Here is a 21,068-nt window from a genome sequence, read left to right on the forward strand (position 1 = left end):
TGAATATGCACCACGTCGCAAGGCAGGCCTCAGCCCGCCGCCTCCTGCGCCGCCGCAATATAGGCGGCATCTGCTGCTGCCATGGTCGCGCGATAGGTCATGATATTGCTGCCCATGACCATCACGGCCACAACCGCCAGGGCAATGCTGCCCGCGCGGTTCAGCGCCTCGGTTTTTTGCGCAAACCCCCACAGGATGACGATCAGCAACGGGCCCACGAAATGGGCCACATAGAGAAAGACCGCCGCGCCATAGATCAGGTGAATGATCGTATTGAGCAACAGATAGAGCGCGCAGATGGCCACCACCGGAGGCATCCGGCGCCAATGCACGGCGATCAGGCCAAGGCTCACCAGCGCAAGAAGCATCCAATCAAGCGTCGCCATCCAGCCCAACCCGCTCTCGGGCCAGCGGGCATCTACCCGGAATTGCCCCGCCGTCCCCGGCGCGCCTTCAACCAGCATGGGCGGACCCACGGCCACGGTCTGCACAAAGAGGGTCTGCAACCGCCCCAGCAGCAAGGTATCAAGCTGGGAGGCAAAGAACTGGGTTTCGCCGATCAGGGCACGCGGGTTGAAGAACAGGCCCGCATCGCCAAACAGCTGATCCTGCACCACGGCAATCACCGCAAGCCCAATCACACCCGCCGTGCCCCCGATCAGGATCACACGCAAGCTGCGCATCCAGTCCGAGCTGCGCAGCAACATCAGAGCCGCCGCGCCAAAAGCCGCCACGATATTGGTGATGGTCATGCTCAAGGAGAGCGCTGTGGCCACGGCCCATCGGGGCCAGGCCGGCCCGGTGTCCAGCCGGGCACGGGCCAGATCGAGGATCAGGATGCTGGCCAGCACAGAGGTCGCGCCAAACGGAAAGGTCTCCGGCACGCCAAACCAAAAGACGACACCGCCAGATCCCAGACACAGCACCGCCCCCAGCGCCTGTTCCTGCGCGCGCACGCCCGCGCGCTGCAACAACGTCACAAAGAGCGCCATGAACACAGCCGCATTCAACGCCAGAACCGCGGCCAGGGCCGTTTCCCGCTCAAGACCCAAAAGGCGCGCGGCGGATGTCAGGGGGTAGGTGGTGATGGAGAAAATCGGGTGTTTGAACGTCGCCATATGACCTTCGTCACGAATGGTCATGTTATCGGCGACGCGCCCGATATCACTGTCAAACCAGATGTTGATGAAATCACGCGAGAGAACATGTTCGGCGCTGCCCGCGTTCAACCACAAGGACATGATCGCCCCGGCCAGGGCCGCCAGAAGGGGAAGAATGGCGCGCTGTATCATCAGGCCTGCCCCCGCAAGACCAATGTGATCCCCACAAGGATCACCCCGCAGCCGATGATTTGCATCATGCTCAGGCTCTCGCCCAGCACAAAGACCCCAAGGGCCACCACGAAGATGAAGCTTATCCCAATGAGCGGATAGGCCAGCGACAGGTTCACATTGGACAGGACATGGATCCAGACCAGCGCGGACACCGCGTAAAACACAAGCCCCAGAACCAGCTGCCATGTCATGGCAATGGAGATCAGAAAGCTCACGATGCCGCCATCCCGGCCAACCTGCGAGATCTGCCCCGCCCCGATCTTGAGCAGCAACTGCCCCGATGCGCCCAGACCGATGCTGAGCACCGCGGCGATAAGATGTTCCAGACGCATTACAAACCTGCCGAAATGATGAAAACAAGAACGATGGCCAGCCCGGTGAACCGGCTGATCCGGTCCTTGAGGGCGAAGACAATGGGATCCGCGCTGAGCTCGTCGCGCTTGACCTTGATCCACACCCGGCACAGCCAATAGAGCAACAAGGCGCCCACAAGGATCAGAAGCTCGGGGCGGCTGTAGAGCTGTATCACCCGGTCATCCTGCAGGTAGAGCAGCAACATGATCACCGAGGAGAACGCAGACGCGACACCAAAGGCCGTCACAACCTCGATATCGCTGGCCCGGTAGCCCCGGCGGCTGATCTTGGCGCTCTCGCCTGTGAAATAGGTCTGCAGCTCCGAGCACCGCTTGGCGCAGGCCAGCGAGAGAAACACGAAAATGGAGAAGGCCAAAAGCCAATAGGAGGCCACAATCCCGGTGGCCGCCGCCCCCGCGAGAACCCGCGTGGTATAAAGCCCCGCCAGCCACAGCACATCAATGGCCGGCTTGGTCTTGATCAGGATCGAATAGGCAAATGTCGCCGCCACATAGATCAGCAATATGCCCAGCAAAGCCGGGCTGACCAGCGCCGCCAATACCAGCGACAGCACAAAGAGCGCGGCGGCCGCGACACAGGCCGTCTTGGCGCGCAAGCGGCCCGCAGCGATAGGGCGATGGCGTTTCTCGCGATGGCTGCGGTCATCCTGAATATCGAGCAGATCATTGATGAGATAGACCGCAGAAGCCGCCAGGGAGAAGGCCACAAACGCCCCCAGCCCCATGGCCAGAAGCCCGGGATTGCCCCATTGATGGGCCGCCAGAAGCGGCAGGAAAACAAGGATATTCTTGACCCATTGATAGGGCCGCATGCCGCGCCACAACGCAGCCGGGCGGTCGATCTCCGTGTCAAACCGGTGGACCGGCTTGTCCATCTCGGAGATCTTGCGCACCAGCGCCTCTCCGGCATTCACAGCTCCAATCTCCGCCGCATCCTGCCACAGCGGAAGATCCGCCGCACAATCGCCGACATAGACATAGGGGGCGCCCGCGAGATGGGCGCGGATCGCATCACGTTTGGCTGCGCCTTTGAGGTTTGTCTGACCATCGCTGGCCAGAACCGTATCGAAGAGCTTGAGGTGATCGGCCACCTGCTGGGCGGTGCTGCGATCGGCGGCTGTGGCGAGGATGATCTCACGGCCCGCCTCGGATTGGCTGCGCAGCCAGGCAACCAGCGCCTCGTTATAAGGCAGGGTCGCGATATCCAGCGGTGCGGCCTTGGTGATCTCCGCTTTCAGCTGCGCGCGGTCCCGCCACAGGCGGGCAAAAAGCGAAAGCGTTGCCAGGGGCGCCCGTCCGAACGCATGCAGCAAGGCCTCGACCAATGTATCGGTCTGCACCAGGGTGTCGTCGAGATCGACGACAATGGCGGGCAGGTGGGATTTGGAGAACTGGCGCGCCGCATCATCCGCTGCGGCGGAGTCGCTCTGGGAATCAATCAATTCACTACATCCTAAAGACGCCCCACCAGGTACGCATGATATCCAGCCCCGTTCAGCTTGCGCAACCCGGACCGCTGCAAGGACGGGCAACCGTGACCCGCAAGTCGCAATGTCGTCCACAGAGGTGAAAACTTCGCAAAAAACGGCAGCGGCACAATCTGGATCGTTTTGGGCCACAAATCCAATTGAAACTTATTCTAGGCAAAAGGCTGTGGTACAGATGCCCGGGTAGGGGCGGTGTGGGTAACGAGCGAGTCCAGATGGCTGCGGCAAATCAGATCGGTGTCTCCAGCACCACACATCCAATGGCCAACATGGCGGTGATTGCCGTCGTGATGATTGCCACGCCCCTGCTGTTGAATGTGGGCTCTTTGACCATGAGCCCAGTGCGGCTGATGTTGCTCCTCGTCACCGTGCCGCTTCTGGTGCAGCTTTTCGCCGGGAAATACGGGCGCTTTACCGTGATTGACGGCCTCATGCTGGCCTATGCCTTCTGGCAACTTGTTGCGGTCGGGGTCAACAACCCGGACCGGCTGGTGCAATTCGGCGGCTCCAACGTGCTGGATTTCCTTGGGGGCTACCTGATCGGGCGGGCCGCGGTACGCACACCGCGCGATTTCCGCCGGTTGACCTGGGCCCTGTTCATTATCTGTCTGTTCCTGCTGCCCTTTGCCTTCATCGAGGCCCGCACCGGACGGGCAATGCTGCCTTATATCCTCAGCCGCGTGGGCCTGCCTGTCATCACTGATTTCGTCACCGACAAACGGTTGGGCATGTACCGTTCCCAAGTGGTGTTCTATCACCAGATCCACTACGGCCTGTTTTGCTCCATGATGCTCTCGCTGGTCGTGATGGGCCTGCGCGATCAGCTCTCGGTGCTCAAACGTGTGCTGGGGGCCTGCGCCATTGTCTGCGGGACGATCTTTTCCGTCTCCAGCGGCGCGGTTCTGCCGCTTTTCCTGCAATTCATCCTGATTGCCTGGGCCGTGACCATGGCGGGGGTCTCCCGCCGCTGGCTGATTTTCACGATCCTTATGGCTGTTCTCTATGCCATTGCCGAGGTTCTGTCTGACCGCTCTGCCGTCGTTGCCATCCTGTCGAAGGTCACGTTCAACAGCCACAACGTCTACATGCGGACCTTTATCTTTGACTGGGGCATGGTGAATGTCTGGGCCAATCCGATCTTCGGATTGGGGCTGCGCGATTGGGTGAGGGCCTCCTGGATGAGCCATCTGGGCAGCGTCGACAATTTCTGGCTGCTTCAGGCGATGCGCTATGGCATTCCCGCCTTCCTGTTTCTGGCCGTCGGCACGTTTCTCGCCATGTTCCAGGTGGGCCGTCGACGCTTCACATCAGGCAGTGAATTGAGCAATTGCCAATTGGCCTGGATGCTCACGATGCTCTCGCTGGTGCTCACGCTGTGTACCGTCCATGTCTGGGGACCGGTCCATACGCTGTTCATGATGATGATTTCGTCAGGTCTTTGGATGCTGACCGCAGAAGAGACCGATGAGGACACGCAGACCGAGCCCGAGGCGGCATCTTCAGGGCATGTCTACAGCCGGTTTCCCGCAAAACCCGCATCCGGCGGCGCAACGCCCATCGCCTCCTTGAAAGGCGATCGAGGGCCCGCGCGCCCCGCCTCCTATACCCGGCGTGATCTGCAAACACCCTACAATGCCTCGGGGCAGACCTGACACTCAGGGATCTTACACTCAGGTACCTCAGGCCCCCATGGCTCAGGGCTTTTGCGGCCGCTTGACCAAGACCGTAAGCGCCAGCCCCGCAATGGCCCCTCCAAGATGGGTTTGCCAGGCCGTGGATGTGGAATAGACCGCATGGGCCCCCACAGTCACCACCAGCAAGCCGATGAGGACAAGAATACGTTTGCGGCGGAGGTATAGAATCTGCCCTTCGTTCATGAAGCTGAACTCATAGCTGACCCAGACCGCCGCCAGACCGCTGATTGCCCCCGAGGCGCCTGTCATGGTGGTGCCCGCAGGAGCCAGGAGCGCGAAGGCCAGAGCCCCTCCAATGGCGGAAATCGCATAGATCCCGAGAAACAGGCGCTGCGACATGCCCCGCAACAGATACCACAGCAGATACAGCGTCAGCATGTTGGAGGCCATGTGCACGAAAGAGATATGCAGGAATGGATGGGTGAGAAACATCCCCCAGGCCTGCCCGGCCCAGGCGGTCGGATTGCCACTCAGGTAGGCGGGGTTAAAGGCCCCCAGCAGGAAGGCCACAAACCGCCAGATCGGGGTGCCCCACAGGCCGTAATCCGCGCCGGTCAGGGCGGCTTCGATCACCAGGACAAGGCCCATCACGGCCAGAATACCGAAGGGCAGTCGGGTCATGGAAAAAACATAGAAGCACAGGCGGAAGACCGCAAACGCTCTGCCCTATTCAGGGATGTAGCGCGGCAGGCGCTCCAGCGCGCGGGTCATCAACCGCTGCAGGCGCGCATCTGCATCCGCCTCGCTTTCGCCGCCCGCAATAGGCGTCACGAAGCGCACCATGGCCCCATCCGTCCGCCCCATGGTCAGGCTGTCATAGACCACGGAAAACTTCGCTACATAATCATTGGTCAGCCGCTTGCCGCGCTGCTCGAACCAGTAGTAGACGAGCTGCTTTTGCAGACCTTTCTGGATCACCGCGCGGTTGAGATTGAACGTGCCGTAGATGGTATTGGGCATCTCGACGGTTTTCTCTTCGAAGCTGAAGATCTCCCATCCCCCTGCGGGCAGACAGACTTCCGGCGAGTGAATGCCGGACCCTTCGGTCTGCTTGGAATACCAGGCGGCAAAGAGGTTCACATAGGCGGTTTCTTCAGGCGCAATATAGCTTGCCGCCACATAATCAGTTGCACCCAGAACCTGTTCGATCTCCGGCTCAAGCGATTGCAGGACACCCGACCAATTTCCCATATCGCGGGGGAAGGTGGAGAAGCTGTCACGCGACACGGTTTGCTGCTCGCGCTCCGGGGTAAAGACGAAGGCCAGTCCCACCACGAGGCTGAACAGAGCACCGATGATCAGGCCACGCGAGGGCAGGATATCAAAGATGCGGCGGGCTTGCGCGCCCATGCCATCAAAGTCCAGATCGATGGTTTCAGACAGCGGCTTGGGGTTCGGCGTCAGGCGCTGCAGCGCAATCGCGATCAGGAAGAGGATCGCAATACAGGCGCCAAAGATCACCCAACCCTCGAAGAAGTGCAAAAAGCCCTCGGCATGTTCGATCCCATAGGAATTCACCATCACCCCGATGACCCCGATGCGGAAGGAATTCATCAACACCGTCAGCGGCGCAGCCATCAGAAAGAGCACAGCCTTATGCCAAAACGGCCCGCGATACAGGATGCCAAAGAGATAGGAGAAGGACAGGATCGGGAAGAGATAGCGCAGCCCCGAGCAAGCCTCGGCCACATGCAGCTTATAAGCGCCCAGATCGATGATATTGCCTTCCAGAAAGACCGGGATCCCCATCAGCTTGATGAACCAGACCCCCACTTCGGAGGCCACGAATTGCAGGAAGATCGTCAACTTCCAGAAGACAAACTGCGGCAGGGGCAGCATGAAGATCAGGTGCAATACGGGCAGTTGGTGGTTCTTGCCCCGATCCCAGCCCATCACGGTCAGAACAACACCGCCGACCCAGATGATATAGGCATAGGTCACGATATCGGGGATGCGCACCAGATTGCCAAAGATCGCAATGATCAGACCCAGAGCCATGACGGCCATGCCGGGCCCTTGCCGGCGCGGCGCGGCCGGGTTGAACGCGGGCGCCATGCGCAGCTCGCGCAGAAACAGATAGAGCGAGATGATCGGGATCAGAGGCCCATGGCTGTATTCCGGCGTGACCCAGGCATTGCCAAGCGAGACAAACCCCAGCCAGAAGACCGGGATCGTGGCCACAACCATAAGCGCCATCCAGCCAAACCCAATGGGGTTTGCGCTCAACGAAACAGTCGGATTTTGCGAAATACTCATGCCGGCTACCTGATCTCTAAAACGAATGAGCGCCAAATTATGCGCAAATGGGGTTTCAATCTACCCCGTCGGAAGGTCATCAGGCCTCAGAAACACCCTGTTTCCAGCAGCCTGATGGAATTGTGATGGCAATTTAATGGAGACCCCTGCAAACACAGGCCCAAACCAGCCCCAAAGGCTCAGGGACGCACCTCGAATGTGCGGCTCAGCGAGACCCCGAAAGTCGTAGATTCGGCCGCGCTCGCGCCATCTTCCTCGCGGATGCGATGGGAGGCGCTGAAATTCAGCCCCCAATCCTGCGTCACCTCATAGCGCAGACTGGCCGAGAGATCTGCCGAGGATGTCTCGACATCATCCACCTGCGCGCTCCGCAAACCCAGGCCGAAATTGCCGCTCAGGCTTGGGCTGAATTCATGGGACAGGCCGAGATTGAGAAGCGACAGCTGGGTCTCTTCGCCCCGTTCATTCTCCCCCACATTCTGTGAAATCCCGGCGGAGAACGTGCCACGCGGCAGCGGCTGCTGCCAGTTCAACGAGCCCACAACCACAATGGAGCCCGCAATTTCCTGCGACAGGCCCAGCCGCCCGGTCATCACACCGCGCGGCGTCTCGAGGCTGCGCCCGACACTGAGGTTGGTCCGGTTGCCTTCATCAGAGGCGGTCAGACTGCCCGCAATGTCAAAGACGCCATCGGGGCGCTCGTTTTGCAGGTTGAAGGACAGCGCGGTGGATTGGGTGTCGTCATCGTCTTCCTGTTCCAGAAGCGTATGCGACAGGGTGGTGGTCAGCGAGGTCACCGGGGAGAAGTCCAGTGTCAGAGCCGCGCGGGTATTGTGGCGCTGGCTGCCGGTCAGGTTCGGGTCGGTCACGTCGACATACCGCGTGTCCGTCACACCATAAGACAGCCGCAGACGCGCGGGCGTATCCCGCCACAGATCGAGCCCAATGCGCGCCGATGTTACCCGCTGGCGGCCCAGACCCGTCGCGCTGCTGACAAGCAAGGCGCCGTCATCGGCCAGTTCAAAATCGAAATCCAGCGTATCGACATCCCGCTCACGCAAGGTGGCGGTCACATCAAACGCGCTGCGGGCAGCCTCGCGGCGGTAAGACAGCTGTAGGTCGGGATCCACGAAGACAGTCTCGTCGCGGGTCTCGACATCTCCAAATTCCAGCGCCCCGGAGGCAGACAGCACGAGCCTGTCGCTCACGGTCTCGCTGATCAGATCGGCAGACAGGTTGGTGCGCAGGCTGGTCTCGGATTGCACGTCATCGGTGTTGAGCCCCGGATTGGTCTCATGACGCAGCTCCTGGCTTACGCCAAAGCGCAACAGGACACCGCTGGCATCTTGCGCCAGCGCCGGCACAGCGACGAGGCCGGCCACCATCACCGCCCCTGCGGCGCAGCCCCGCCAGGGCAGTGGCCCCGACGTCGCCTGATGTGGAAATCTGCCTGTCATGCCCCCGACCTGCTCGTTGATCCTGCCGCGATTGTGGTTTTAGTCTTATTCAAACAACCGGCGTTGCGGCACCACCAGTACATCACCTTCCTTGAGCAACATGGTCCCAAGCGTGCTGATACCGGCCTCGATATCACGGTAGTTGATCGGGATAATCTCATTGCCCCGGCGCAGCTGCAGACGCTTGGTTGCGGCGAATTTCGAAAATCCGCCCATTTGCGCGAACAGGTGCAGCAATGTGCTCTCTTCTTCCAGAACCAGCTTGCCCGGGGAGCCTGCCTCGCCCACGACAAAGACATCGATCGTGGGATCGGGCTCCGGCGCGCGCGGCACGAAGGGCTCACGCGGGCGCTGCGCCTGCAGAGCCACGAAAACGTTGGGCGTTGTTGCAAAATTCGGCGTCAACCGGGCTGCGATATCGGCCTGAACGGCTTCGACAGACCGGCCCGCTGCGCGCACCCCCCCCACCAGAGGCACCGACACCCGACCATCGGGCGCAATCAACAAGGCCCTGTTGAGCGACGGATCCTCAAGCACTTCGATGCGCAGCGTATCACCGGAACGCAATTTATAGGCGTCTTGCGCCTCCAATGGCGCCGGCGCGCTGGCAAAAACCAGAGCGATCAAGGCAATCAAGGGTGCAATCAAGCGCGACATGTCAGTTCCTCCAGCGATACGCAATCCGCGCATCCTATGTCCTCGGGCAGCATACCAAGGTCTTAGCGTCAAAGCCCTGCGTTCAAAAGGGAAAGTCCGCCTCCGCCCTGCGACACGGGGCCGAGAGCGCACAGGCGTGGCCTCGAGGCCACGTTTGGCGGGGGTTCGGAGCCCGATCAGGGGCTCCGAACGGACTTATTGATCCGTGGTAAGCTCTGCGAGGCGCTGATTGGCCACGCTCAGTTGCGGCAGATCACGTCCTTCAGCCAGCTCGATCATGCGCTGGAACCGTTCAATGGCATCCGCCGTCCGCCCCAGATCGGCATAGGCCATCGCGAGGTGGTATTGCGCCAGAGGATCATTGGGCAGACCATCCGCACCCGCCTCCAGATAGGGCAGCGCATCCTGCACATTGCCCCGGCGATATTCGATCCAGCCATAGGTGTCCTTGAAGGCTGCAGGCTCAAGGCTGCGCAAGCGCCGGGCAATATTGAAGGCACGCTCCAGGCTTTCTGCATCGTCGCGGTGCACGCTGAGCATGCTGGCAAGGTTGTTGGCGGCAATCACATCAGAGCTGTTGAGAGCGTAGATGCGCTCATAGATGTCGATGGCGTCATCGAAGCGATCTTGCTGCTCCAATGTCCCGGCCTTGATCCAGAGCAGCTGACGGCTCTCGGGCAAGGCCTCCAGACCGGCGTCAATCACGGCGCTGGCGTCCTCCTGCCGGCCCTCACGGCGCAGCAGGCCATAGAGCAGCCGCACGGGCAGCTCCGCCTGTGGGGCCTCATCGATGAGCGCGCGCAGCTCCGCCTCGGCCGCCTCTGTCTCGCCCAGCAAGCTGTTCACATTGGCGCTCAGAAGCCGCAGCGGCTGGCTGTCAGGATCCTCGCTCAGGCGTTGATCCAACAGCGCGCGCGCCTGGTTTACCTGTCCGGCACGAACCTGGGTCGAGACCAGTACGGCAAGCGCGCGCAAATCGCCTTCGCTGCCATCGGCCTGCGCCTGCAACATCTCAAGCCCCTCATCGATCTGGTTCTGTCCCAGAAGGATCGCCGCATCCATCCGCTCCGCGGCTTCCTGGAAGCTGGGCAAAGAAGAGTTCCGCAACATGTCCGCAATTTCGCGCACTTCGTCAAAGCGCTGGTTTTGCAGCAGAAGCTCTGCCAACGCCGCGAGAATTTCAGGATTGTTGTTCGAGGCGCGCCGTGCGTCCCGCAAGACGCTTTCGGCCGCGGCAGGACGGCCCTGCCCGGCCAGGAAGCGTGCATAGCGGAGGCTTTCATCGACGCCAGCACCTGACGCCTCCACAGCCTTGGACAATTGTTCGCCCGCAAGATCCGTGCTGCCATCACGCTCGAACGCCGCGGCGAGAAGCGTCATGATCTGGGCATCGCGCGGCGCCTGGCTCTGGGCCGTGCGCAAGGCCACGATGGCGTCACCCGGCTGGTCGGCATCGATCAGCCAGGTCGCGCGCAGCTTGAGCGCATCCACATTGGTGGGATCCTCTTCAAGCGCCTTGTCCACCAGAACCCGCGCCTTGTCGCGCTGCTCGGTGGCTTCATACATGCGGGCCTGCATGGCCATGATGTTGCGTGTCTGATCGGATGGCTCTGCATCGGCCAGAACCTCGGTCAGCGCGGCAATGGCCTCTTCGGTCTTGCCATCCTCGAAATCCATCGTGGCCAGGAAAGCCGTGTAGAGATCCGCCTGGGCTGTGCCCTCATTGGCCGCCACAAGCGCGCGCAGCTCGGCGCGCCCTGCATCGCGATCGCGCATCTGGGTCATGAAACGCACCACATCAAGATGGGGTCCCGTCTCGCCCGTCAGATCGCCAGCCTCGGCGCGCAGGAAGGCCTCGGCCCCGTCAATATCCTGCTGGGACAGATGCCAGCGGATCATCGATTGCTTGACCTCGGTATTCTCGGGGAAGAGCGCGACCATGGACTTGAGATGCGCGCCAACACCTTCCACATCTTCGGCCTGCGCCAGCAGGCGCAGCTTGAGCGTGTTGTAGCGCAAACTGTCGGGCACCAGCTCCAGAGCCACCTCGAGATGCGGCAGGGCATCGGAGGGCAGCGGGCCTTCCATCAGGTGATCGATCACGATCTGGCGCAGCACGAGGTTCTCAGGCTGGGCCTCGATCTCCTGCTCCGCCGCCGCCGCGATGTCAGAGCGGCGCACCGTTGCGCGCTCCAGAACCGCCTCGCGGTAATCCAGCGCCAGCGCAATGGCCTTGGCCCGCGGCACGTTTGGATCAATCTCGATGGCCGCACGGCCATGACGCTCGACCTCGTTCCAATTGCCGATCGAAAACGCGCTTTCCGCCAGAATGAGACGCACTTCCGCCAGATCGGGATATTGCTCCACCAGACGCAGATACTGGCCATAGGCCTCCTGCATCTGGCCCCGCTCCCGCAGGATGTCGGCATAGGTTTTGCGCGCTTCCAGATGGAAGCCGTCATTCTGGAAAACATTGCGCAGCTCGATCAGCGCGCGATCCTCGTCGCCTTCGGCGATGAGGGACATGGCGGATTCAAAATATTCCTGAGCCCGCTCTTCCGGCGTCTTGCAGGCGGCAAGGGCGAGAGTGGACAGAAGGACAAAGGCTGGTACGGGGATACGTCGGGTCACGTGAAAGGCTCGCTGTTATGCACTTGGGGTATCTATATCCGATCCATAAAGCGCAAATACGTTAAATTTCGGGCGGAGTTTATCAATTTCACTTGAGCAGTGAAACCGCACAGATCAAGGACTACACGAGAAATTGGGCATGATGGAGGCAAGATCCGAGATTTGCCCATAAGATGTCCCGCGCCCGGAAGAGGCACGGGGGGTCACACAGCAGAATAGAGCGGAGTTCAGTGTCCGGTGGCCCGGACGACGACACGCAGGGTCATCAGGATGAGGCGCAGATCGGTCTTCAGCGAGGTTTCGCGGCGATAGAGCGCATCATAGCGGGCGCGGCCTGCAAAGGTGGTGTTGTTGCGGGACGAGACCTGCCAGGGGCCTGTAATGCCGGGGCGGAGCGCATAATAATCCGTGCCGGGATAGATGGCGCGTTGCTCAGGCATCATGGGGCGCGGACCCACCAGGCTCATTTCCCCGGTGATCACATTGAGCAGCTGCGGGAGTTCATCCAGAGAGGTCCGGCGCAGGATACGGCCAAACCGGGTAATCCGGGGATCATCCTTGAGCTTTTGCGTTGCGGCCCATTCGGCCTTGGCCTGCGGATTTTCCGCGAGATAGGCGGCGAGCTGGTTTTCTGCATCCACAACCATGGAGCGCAGTTTCCACATCCGGTAAATCCGGCCATTCCGGCCGACACGTTCCTGAGTGTAGAACGGCTTGCCGCCACCCAGGGCAACACAAAAGGCCAGCATCAGGATGACGGGGACAACAATCGGCGCGGAGATCAGCACAAGCGTCACATCAAGTGCGCGCTTGCCGAAGCGCCGGTAAAACGCCGATCCCGATGTGCGATCACCATGCTCTGCGGGGAGAGCAGGTTGCGCCACGAGGGTTGATGGCGGAGTTTCTTTAAAATGAACTGTCAAAAAGAGTACCCTTTCCCGTCGCCTCCAAGAGCGCCACCGGGCAGATACCGGACCGACAGACTGTCTTCCCGAAACTGATTTAAAACAGGCAGCAGCAAAAGTGATCTCTCAGGCAAACAACGCAATCGTAACAGGACCGATAATTAACGACATCTTTACCTATTTCGGCCTGTTCGGCAATGGCTATATTCCTGACTTGCCGGTGCAATGCCCTGTTTTCCTTGTGCCATGCACGGGGAAAAAACTACGAAACGCATTGTTTCTGACTTAAGGTCACCCCACATCAACCCTGGTATGGATGCGGTTCACCCGGTGGTTGTGCGCGCGCCTCGAATCGATCTGAATTGATCTGAGCGTCACACCCGCCACAACTCTTCCTGCCTTCGCCTTGTTGTGACCATCTTTTGTAGATATTGCGTTGCAGCATGCCTCGGGTGCGTCTGCACAGGTGCATGTTAAGAGGTAAACAGCATATTTTTAAGGGCAACAGCCTGATATCCATGGGCAGCAGTTTAAACATTTACACAGAGTATTTTGGACTGCGCGAGCGGCCCTTTTCCCTCGTGCCCGATCCGGATTTCCTGTTCTGGTCCCAGCCGCACAAACGCGCTTATTCCATGCTGGAATACGGGATCCTGACCCATGCCCCCATCACATTGATCACCGGGGAGGTCGGCGCGGGCAAGACCACGATCCTGCACCATCTTCTGAAATCGGTAGAGGAAGATGTGCAGGTGGGGCTGGTGTCCAATGCCCATGGTTCGCGTGGCGAGCTGCTGCGCTGGGTCTTGCTGGCGCTCGATCAGCAGGCCAAACCCGATGAAACCTATGTCGATCTCTTTGGCCGCTTTCAGCAATATCTGATCGAGGAATATGCCCGGGGGCGCCGGGTTATCCTGATCTTCGATGAGGCCCAGAACCTCAGCATCGAGAGCCTCGAAGAGCTCAGGATGTTCACCAATATCAATTCCAACAAGGATGAGCTTTTGCAGCTTGTGCTGGTTGGTCAGCCCGAGCTGCGCGAGATCATCGCGCGCCCGGAATTGCGCCAGTTTGCCCAGCGGGTCTCGGCGGCCTTCCACCTGCCGGCCATGGACCGCCTGACAGTGCGCGCCTATATCAATCACCGCCTCGAAGTGGCGGGAGCACAATATCCGTTGTTCTCGACAACGGCCGCAGATCTGATCCATGAGGCCTCGGGCGGCGTGCCCCGGCTCGTCAACCAGATCTGCGATTTCTCCTTGGTTTATGCCTATACCAAGAATAATGCCAAGGTTTCGCGTCTGACCGTACAGCAGGTACTGGATGACGGCGTGTTTTTTGCAGGTAACCTCGCGCTCGCTGCGATCAATCCGGAACCGGCAGCAAGCCAGGACAAGGGTCTCTGAGAATGGATCTCCGCTTTTATTTTTCTCTCTTCCTGCGCCGGATACATTATTTCGTTCTGACGGTAGTGATCTGTTCGGTGCTGGGCATCCTGATCGCGCGCACCTTGCCGACGGTCTATGAATCTGAGGCCCTTCTGGTTGTGGAATCCGAACAGATCCCCGGCGATCTCGCAGAAACCACAGTCCGTGTGCAGGCGGTGGAACAGCTGCAGATCATCCAGCAACGCATCCTTGCGCGCAGCATCCTGACAGAGATGGCCAATCGGCTCGACATCTATGCCGACAGGCGCCGCGCCGGAGAGCGCCCGCTGACCGCCGATGAAATCGTACAGGATTTGCGCGAGCGCATCAAAATCCGGATCACCGGGGGCGCCAATGCGCGCAATGTCTCCGCGACCCTGGTCAATATCGCCTTCACCGCGCCAACAGGCCCGCTGTCGGCCTCTGTGACCAATGAAATCGTGACATTGATACTGCGCGAAGATGTCGGCATGCGCACGAGCGTTGCCCGCGAAACGCTGGAGTTTTTCGAACAGGAGGTTGCCCGGCTGGATCGCGAATTGTCCACGGCCTCTGCGGCAGTGCTTGAATTCAAGGAAGCCAATATCGAGGCTTTGCCCGACAGTCTCGATTTCCGCCGCTCGCAACAGGCGGCCGCTCAGGAGCGTCTCGTTCTGCTGGAACGCCAGACCGCAATCCTGCTGGATCAGCAGGAACGGCTGAAGCGTCTGATCAGCCTGGCCAGCGAAAGCACGGACCGGATCCCGCAGGAGGCGGCAACCCCCGAACAGGAACAATTGCAGGCGCTCAAGGATCAGCGGCGCCAGCTGCTGGCCATCCTGTCGCCCGAGAACCCCCGCCTCAAACTGATTGATCAACAAATCGCACCGCTCGAAGAGATCGTCTCAGCGCAGATGAATGCGCAGGTGCTGACAGATGATGGCGAGGTCATGACACCTGGCCAATTGCAACTGGCCGAAATCGAAGGCCAGCTGGAATTTCTGGAAGATCAGAAAACGCAGATCACGGCAGAGATTGATCGTCTGACCACCAGCATCGAGGCCACACCCGGCAATGCCAGCACGCTGTCGAGCCTGGAGCGGGCCTATGCTGCAATCCAGCAGCAATATAACGAGGCGGTGGCCGCCCGGGCCAAGGCCGAGACCGGCGACACGATCGAAGCCCTGTCCAAAGGCCAGCGGATCACTGTGATTGAACAGGCCGTGGCGCCCAATCAACCCACGAGCCCCAACCGTCCGCTGATTGCAGCGGCAGGTGTTGGCGGCGGGGTGGTGCTGGGCGCGGCCCTCGTGCTTCTCGTCGAGATGTTCCGCCCCGGCATCCGCCGGCCTGCGGATCTGACCAGGGGCCTGGGCATTACAACCTTTGCCACGCTGCCTTATCTGCGCACGCGCCGTGAGATTGTCCGGCGTCGCCTGCTTGTCTGGGGCGGGCTGTTGGCGGCGCTGGCGCTCTTTGCCGCCGCACTTTGGGCCATCGATACCTACTATACGCCACTGGACCTTCTGCTGGAGCAAATCCAGCGGCGGCTGCGCTAAGACACGGACGCGAGGACGCGACATGGAAAAGATACAAAAAGCACTCGCCAAGGCCCGGGACAGCCGCGAAGGGGGAACCCCGTCCACACCGCGCGAGCGCACCGCCCCGGCCCCCGCACGCGGCCCGCAGGTTCAGCATGATGGCGACCCCTGGAGCCTGCTGCAAAAATTCCATCCCGATGAGGCGCGGCTGATCCAGTCGCGGATCATGACACTCCATACCGGGCAGGCTGCCACACATTTCGATGTCATGCGCACCAAGACATTGCAGACCATGCGCGCCAACAACTGGCGCCGTCTGGCCATCACATCGCCCTCGCCCTCCGCCGGCAAGAGCACCATTGCGCTGAACCTCGCCTTCTCGATCGCCCGCCAGCCGGACCTGCGCGCCATTCTCGCCGAGCTCGACCTGCGCCGCCCCTCCATTGGCAAGACATTGAACATAACCCCGCCCCACGGCATCGCCGATGTCTTGCGCGGCCGGGTGGACTTTGCCGATCAGGCCTTGTGTCACAATGACAATATGGCCTTCTCCCTGAGCAAGGGCAGCGTCGGCAATACCGCCGAATTGCTCAACAGCGCCGAGATCGTGAATCAGCTGGCGGATATAGAAGCCCGTTTTGCACCCGACGTCATGATCTTCGACATGCCCCCCATGCTGGTCAATGATGACATGATGGCCTTTGCCGGTCAGGTGGATTGCGTCTTGCTTGTGGCGGCCGCAGAAACCACGACTGTAAAAGAGATCGACACCTGTGAACGGGAGCTGGCCAGCCAGACAAATGTCATGGGTGTCGCGCTCAACAAATGCCGCTACATGGGACCGGATTACGGCTACAGCTATTACAGCTGAGATCCAGACGCTCTCCTCTTTGCATCTCCTTCCTCCCGCCCGCGCTGAGCCGCGTTTGGGCAGCACCGTCACCGCGCCGTAACTGGGCTGTCACGGAGACTGGCGCCCGCGTGAGATAGCGCGCCCTCTCCCCTCTGGCCCGCTCTGCGGGGCCTCTTTGCGGCCCTCATCAGGCGGACGCGACACCAAATGGCCCATGATTCCCGACAAGCGGGAATCGGCCATGCTCAAATCAATTTGAGCAAGTTTCCGACGACAATCTCCCCCCTCAGCCCACACTGTTGCAATGGATGGAAACACAGGGTCTTGGATGTCCTGTTTTCGTCTTTTTTCCTTCTCAAACGCGCCTAACCACGGGGCTAGCCAAGAGGGTGTCGATGAAAAAATCGACAGCAGAATCTGCTGTTCTGTTTCACTCTAGGGAGCGCTGCCAGTGTTCACGACCGAACCTCAAAGTAGCTTTGCTGCTCACAGCAATGCGCATGTGATTGTCTCGTCTTCAGAAGAGCTCGAAGAGGCTGTAGAAGCTCTCAGCGGCACGGGAGGCACGATCTATCTCAAAGCCAGTGATGTCCCCTATGACATCGATATTCGCGATCTGGAATCCAGCGCGGGAGAAGCCATCAGGATCACCTCGCATGACCCGGAAAACGAAGCGGTTGTGAGTGGTGTCTATGTCGACAATGCCTCCTATCTGAGCATTGACGGTCTGACGGTGGATGCCAGCGAGGCAGAGGAAGAACGCGCCGATTGGCTGCCTGATATCTTCGTCCGGGATTCCGACAATATCGCACTGACCGACCTGAAGATGGAAGGCACTGCCGAGGGCATGCTCGACAAGACCGGCGACGTTGACAAGGCCGCCAATGCGATCCGGGTCACAGGCTCTGAAGACGTACTGATCAGCGACAACGAGATCTCGCATTACTTCCACGCCGTCTCCATCGCCGGGGTGGAAAACGTGGCTGTGACCGGCAATGACATCTACGCCCTTCAGGGCGACGGGATCCGCGGCGGCGGGGTCAAGGACGTTCTTGTGGGCAACAACCACATCCATGACCTGCTGGGCTCCAGCAACGACATCAATCACCCCGATATGATCCAGTTCTGGACCAAATGGCCCGTGGGTGTAACCAATGAAAACATCACCATCTCGGACAATATCCTCGACACAGGCACAGGCATGGCCGCCCAGGGCATCCTTGTGCAAAACGAGGCCTATTTCTCCAAAGGTGATCCGCTTGAGGGCGTGCTGGCCAAAGGCCTGACGATCACCAACAATATCGTGCATACCGGCGTGCATCATGGCATCGCCGTGGGCTCCTATCAGGATGTGCAGATACACGACAATACAGTGCTGTGGAACGAGGGCTCAGGCCTTGTTCTGAACACGGGCGAAGAGCCTGTCAGCACCGCCCCCTGGATCCTCGTGCGCGGCTCCCCCGACACAGAGATGACAGGCAATGTGGCCTTGTCGATCACGCTCGATGAGACCGACCTGCACGAGGACAACTACGCCCTCGATTACACAAACTCCGCCGCGGCCAATTATGCCTATGACCATGTCATTGGTCTGTCGCCCTTTGGCACCGATGATCTGCGGGATCTGCAGTTCCGTCCCGACAGCGCGCTCAATGGAACCATGGGCTCGAGCTACAGTACGTGGCAGGCCTCCGATGAGCCTGTGGACCCTGTGGTCATCACCTCCAATGTGACAGAAGACCGTGCAGCGCTGGAATTCTCGGCCGAATTCTCTACCGTGGATGGCCAGCTCATCGATACTGATGAGGGTGACTACATCTGGACCTTCGATGACGGTGTTGTTCTCGAAGGGCCCAGCGTCATCCGCGCCTTCGATCAGGAGAACGGGCCTTTCGAGGTGCGCCTCGACATCCAGCTTCCCGATGGGCGGACCGCCAGCGAGGAATATATGTTCGAGGCTGGCACCAACGATCTCTTCATGATGGATTTCGACGATCTGAACGCCACATTCCCCACCCTGTCCACCAATCTCGTCGATCCTCAGGGAACCGCCGATGATGTTGACGGCGTCCTGACCCTGGATGGCACGACCCATTTCCAGATCAGCAATAACGAAGCGGAAATGGGCAACCTGGAAACGCTGAGCGTGAGTGTCGACTTCAAGCCTGACGATTTCAACGAACAGGATGGCTGGCTGCTCTATTGGCCCAATGGCGTGAACATCCGGATCACCGAGGAACAGGGCATCTGGGCCACGATCAAGACCGATCAGGGCACCTATGAGATGCGCAGTGCCGATGGCGCGTTGTCGGAAGGTCAATGGAGCACGATCAACGTCCAGTTTGACGGCCCGGCCAACAAGCTCTCCCTGCGGCTTGACGGGGAATATGTGGATCAGACCGAAGCCTTTGGCACCGTTTTTGCCAATACCCATCCGCTTGTTCTGGGAGAACCCCATCAGGACCGCTCCGCGCTTGGCGAAGTGGATAATCTTGAGCTCTCCAGCCCCCGGTCCGCCATGTATGACGGCACTGAGGACACAGGCGCGCGGACAGATGATGACAGCCCCTTTGATATTGAAAACCCCGACCGGGACTTCGAACCCGATGCTCCCACGGATACCGGGGGCAGCCCGCGCATGGATCCCGATCCGAATGGGGACCCCAGAGACGACGACCGTGAAGATGAAGACCGGGGAGATGAAGATCGGGGAGATGACGACCGGGGCGGCCGATCTGATCGGCCTGCCACGGAGGAAAGAGACGATCCAAGCTCCGTGAACACCCCGGATGATCGCGATACCTCAGAAGATCAGGGCAACGAGGCCAGCGAGGATGACACCGGGGAGGCGCCGGCCTCCCCGCCACAGATCGATGTCAATACGCCCGCCTCCGATCCCGGCCTTATGGCGCCACCGGTTACCACCGAAGTGATCTCGCCCGAGATCCCGGCCGTGGCAGCACCCGGCTTCCGGCCCGCACCGGACCCCAGCGGCTCCGAGCCCCTCGACGCCACCATGCAAGAGGCCAGTGCCGCCAATGGGGCCAGCCCCGCGCAGGCCACTGGGCTGTCGGGCTCACAGGCCACGATCGAAGATCTCTTTGAGATGGATACATGGCAGTTCAACCCGCCGGAGGATCCCCAGCTCACGCAGCCCGATCCAACGATAATGATGACAGCCAGCGGCGTTCCCATCGCCTCTGCATCTTCGCAAGACAGCGCGTTCTTCTTCGACATCCTGAATTCAGATGGCACATCCGATGACATGCGCGACGTTCGCTTTGACGAGGAAAGCCGCGAAGATCAGATGGAAGAATGGCTCGTCCTGTAATCCCCGCTCTGCCCCGCTACGCCCAGGACCCGGGCGCGGCGGGGTCTTTACAAACGGTTGCGCAGAATAAGCTTGAGCTGCACCGCGAGGTTGAAGCGATCCACATCATGCAGCTGGTCGCGCCGCAGGCCGCCCAGAAGGGCCGAGGCCGAGGAAAAGGTCGATTGCGAGGAGTAGATCAGGTGATCACATCCCGCCAGCGCCCACATGTCGATCATGGCGTTCTCCGCCTCAAAGACGGCATCTCCCCCCGCATCACGCAGATGTAGCCGCACCCCGTCTTCGGCCAGATATTTCGGGGCCACATGCACACGCTCAAAGCCCGCCTGAATGCGCTCCTGCACCATGGCGCTATCGGTGGCGAGAAAGATGCTGGCGCCGGGATGGGCTGCCAGCCAGCGCCCCATGGCCTGTTCAATCCGCTCCAGCGGGACCTTCATATCCGTATAGCGGATATGGACCCCGAGGCGGGGTGGCGCCATCTCTTCGAGAAGCCGGGCCACCTCCATGCGCACACGGGCATTGGGGCGGAAATAGCGCTCCAGATATTCGGTGAAGATCTCCCGGTCCGAGCGGCCCGCAAAGCGTGCATCACGGCGCAGCAGCCTGCGCAGACGGGGCATCTTGGGCAGGTAGGACCAAAACACCGCCACGGCTGTCTCCGTCTCCGCACGCTCCAGCGCCACACAGAATTCGCGGTACACCCGGGGATCAGAATGACGGTGTTTCATCGTGGTCTCGATGATGTGGGAGGGATCAGCCTCCATCTGCCCGGCCCAGATGGCCGGCACCACATCGCGCGCGGCATCATAGGCGGCGGGATCTCCCGTCAGGGGGGTGTCAAAGAGCAGGGGATAGGCGTTCTCCCCCAGCGCCGCATAGACCCCATCGCGCCAATCGATCACCGGGGTCCGCCCCGTCAGATCCGCATAGACCAGCCCCGTCACGGCAGAAAGCATACGATTGCCAAAGCCGCCCTTGGCCTTGATCAGCAATACCTTTGAAGGATCTGGGGATGGATGATGCATCTTTCACTCCGGCCCACTGCGGGCGGGCTCTTCATATCGCAGGCCACAGCAGTCGCAAGCCTGCGCAGCACCCCCATGGCCGCCTGCCGGGGTCTGTGCGAGGGCGCAGGAGCC

The 21,068-nt window shown here is 60.4% G+C and carries 15 protein-coding genes; 5 read left to right on the forward strand and 10 right to left on the reverse strand.

Annotated elements, in window-relative coordinates:
* Window positions 1–29: 29 nt before the first annotated feature.
* The 3 genes from ACP15S_RS20005 to ACP15S_RS20015 are packed head-to-tail and all read right to left on the reverse strand — an operon-like array spanning window position 30 to window position 3,150.
* Entirely contained in the window at window positions 30–1,292 is a 1,263-nt protein-coding gene (locus ACP15S_RS20005) for a hypothetical protein (protein ID WP_425041419.1), read from the reverse strand.
* Window positions 1,292–1,666, reverse strand: a complete 375-nt coding sequence (locus ACP15S_RS20010) for an EamA family transporter (RefSeq protein ID WP_425041420.1) — start codon at window positions 1,664–1,666, stop codon at window positions 1,292–1,294. The genes ACP15S_RS20005 and ACP15S_RS20010 overlap by 1 nt, the downstream gene beginning before the upstream one ends.
* Window positions 1,666–3,150, reverse strand: a complete 1,485-nt coding sequence (locus tag ACP15S_RS20015; RefSeq protein ID WP_425041421.1) for a UbiA family prenyltransferase — start codon at window positions 3,148–3,150, stop codon at window positions 1,666–1,668. The genes ACP15S_RS20010 and ACP15S_RS20015 overlap by 1 nt, the downstream gene beginning before the upstream one ends.
* A gap of 260 nt (window positions 3,151–3,410) precedes the next feature.
* Here ACP15S_RS20015 and ACP15S_RS20020 point away from each other — a divergent pair, with 260 nt between their 5' ends.
* Entirely contained in the window at window positions 3,411–4,847 is a 1,437-nt protein-coding gene (locus tag ACP15S_RS20020) for an O-antigen ligase family protein (RefSeq protein ID WP_425041422.1), read from the forward strand.
* A gap of 42 nt (window positions 4,848–4,889) precedes the next feature.
* Here ACP15S_RS20020 and ACP15S_RS20025 read toward each other — a convergent pair whose 3' ends face one another.
* The 6 genes from ACP15S_RS20025 to ACP15S_RS20050 all read right to left on the reverse strand — a co-directional run bounded on the left by ACP15S_RS20025 (window position 4,890) and on the right by ACP15S_RS20050 (window position 12,774).
* Entirely contained in the window at window positions 4,890–5,510 is a 621-nt protein-coding gene (locus tag ACP15S_RS20025; protein ID WP_425041423.1) for a rhomboid family intramembrane serine protease, read from the reverse strand.
* Between the two features lie 45 nt (window positions 5,511–5,555).
* Entirely contained in the window at window positions 5,556–7,145 is a 1,590-nt protein-coding gene (xrtD, locus tag ACP15S_RS20030) for a VPLPA-CTERM-specific exosortase XrtD (protein ID WP_425041424.1), read from the reverse strand.
* Window positions 7,146–7,324: 179 nt separating this feature from the next.
* The gene (locus ACP15S_RS20035) at window positions 7,325–8,602 is read right to left on the reverse strand and encodes a hypothetical protein (protein WP_425041425.1); all 1,278 of its coding nucleotides are present in this window, start codon (window positions 8,600–8,602) and stop codon (window positions 7,325–7,327) included.
* A 45-nt stretch (window positions 8,603–8,647) separates the two neighbouring features.
* Window positions 8,648–9,259: a polysaccharide biosynthesis/export family protein gene (locus ACP15S_RS20040; protein WP_425041426.1), complete on the reverse strand. Its 612-nt coding sequence runs from the start codon at window positions 9,257–9,259 to the stop codon at window positions 8,648–8,650.
* 195 nt (window positions 9,260–9,454) lie between these two features.
* Window positions 9,455–11,890, reverse strand: coding sequence for a tetratricopeptide repeat protein (locus ACP15S_RS20045; RefSeq protein ID WP_425041427.1), 2,436 nt, complete (start codon window positions 11,888–11,890; stop codon window positions 9,455–9,457).
* A gap of 227 nt (window positions 11,891–12,117) precedes the next feature.
* Entirely contained in the window at window positions 12,118–12,774 is a 657-nt protein-coding gene (locus tag ACP15S_RS20050; protein ID WP_425041428.1) for a sugar transferase, read from the reverse strand.
* A 539-nt stretch (window positions 12,775–13,313) separates the two neighbouring features.
* On the opposite strand from ACP15S_RS20050, the gene ACP15S_RS20055 reads away from it, so the two are divergent.
* From ACP15S_RS20055 to ACP15S_RS20070, 4 genes are all read left to right on the forward strand, one after another.
* Window positions 13,314–14,201, forward strand: a complete 888-nt coding sequence (locus ACP15S_RS20055; RefSeq protein WP_425041429.1) for an ExeA family protein — start codon at window positions 13,314–13,316, stop codon at window positions 14,199–14,201.
* Between the two features lie 2 nt (window positions 14,202–14,203).
* A complete protein-coding gene (locus ACP15S_RS20060) occupies window positions 14,204–15,760 on the forward strand; it encodes a GumC family protein (protein ID WP_425041430.1) in 1,557 nt (518 codons plus the stop codon).
* A 22-nt stretch (window positions 15,761–15,782) separates the two neighbouring features.
* Window positions 15,783–16,613 (forward strand): CpsD/CapB family tyrosine-protein kinase, encoded by an 831-nt coding sequence (locus ACP15S_RS20065; protein WP_425041431.1) that lies wholly within the window; start codon window positions 15,783–15,785, stop codon window positions 16,611–16,613.
* Between the two features lie 433 nt (window positions 16,614–17,046).
* The gene (locus ACP15S_RS20070; RefSeq protein ID WP_425041432.1) at window positions 17,047–19,926 is read left to right on the forward strand and encodes a right-handed parallel beta-helix repeat-containing protein; all 2,880 of its coding nucleotides are present in this window, start codon (window positions 17,047–17,049) and stop codon (window positions 19,924–19,926) included.
* A 47-nt stretch (window positions 19,927–19,973) separates the two neighbouring features.
* Here ACP15S_RS20070 and ACP15S_RS20075 read toward each other — a convergent pair whose 3' ends face one another.
* Entirely contained in the window at window positions 19,974–20,954 is a 981-nt protein-coding gene (locus tag ACP15S_RS20075; RefSeq protein ID WP_425041433.1) for a hypothetical protein, read from the reverse strand.
* Window positions 20,955–21,068: the final 114 nt, after the last annotated feature.

Origin of the sequence: Primorskyibacter sp. S187A, from assembly GCF_049800955.1 — a bacterium.
Lineage (GTDB): Bacteria > Pseudomonadota > Alphaproteobacteria > Rhodobacterales > Rhodobacteraceae > JAKVBH01.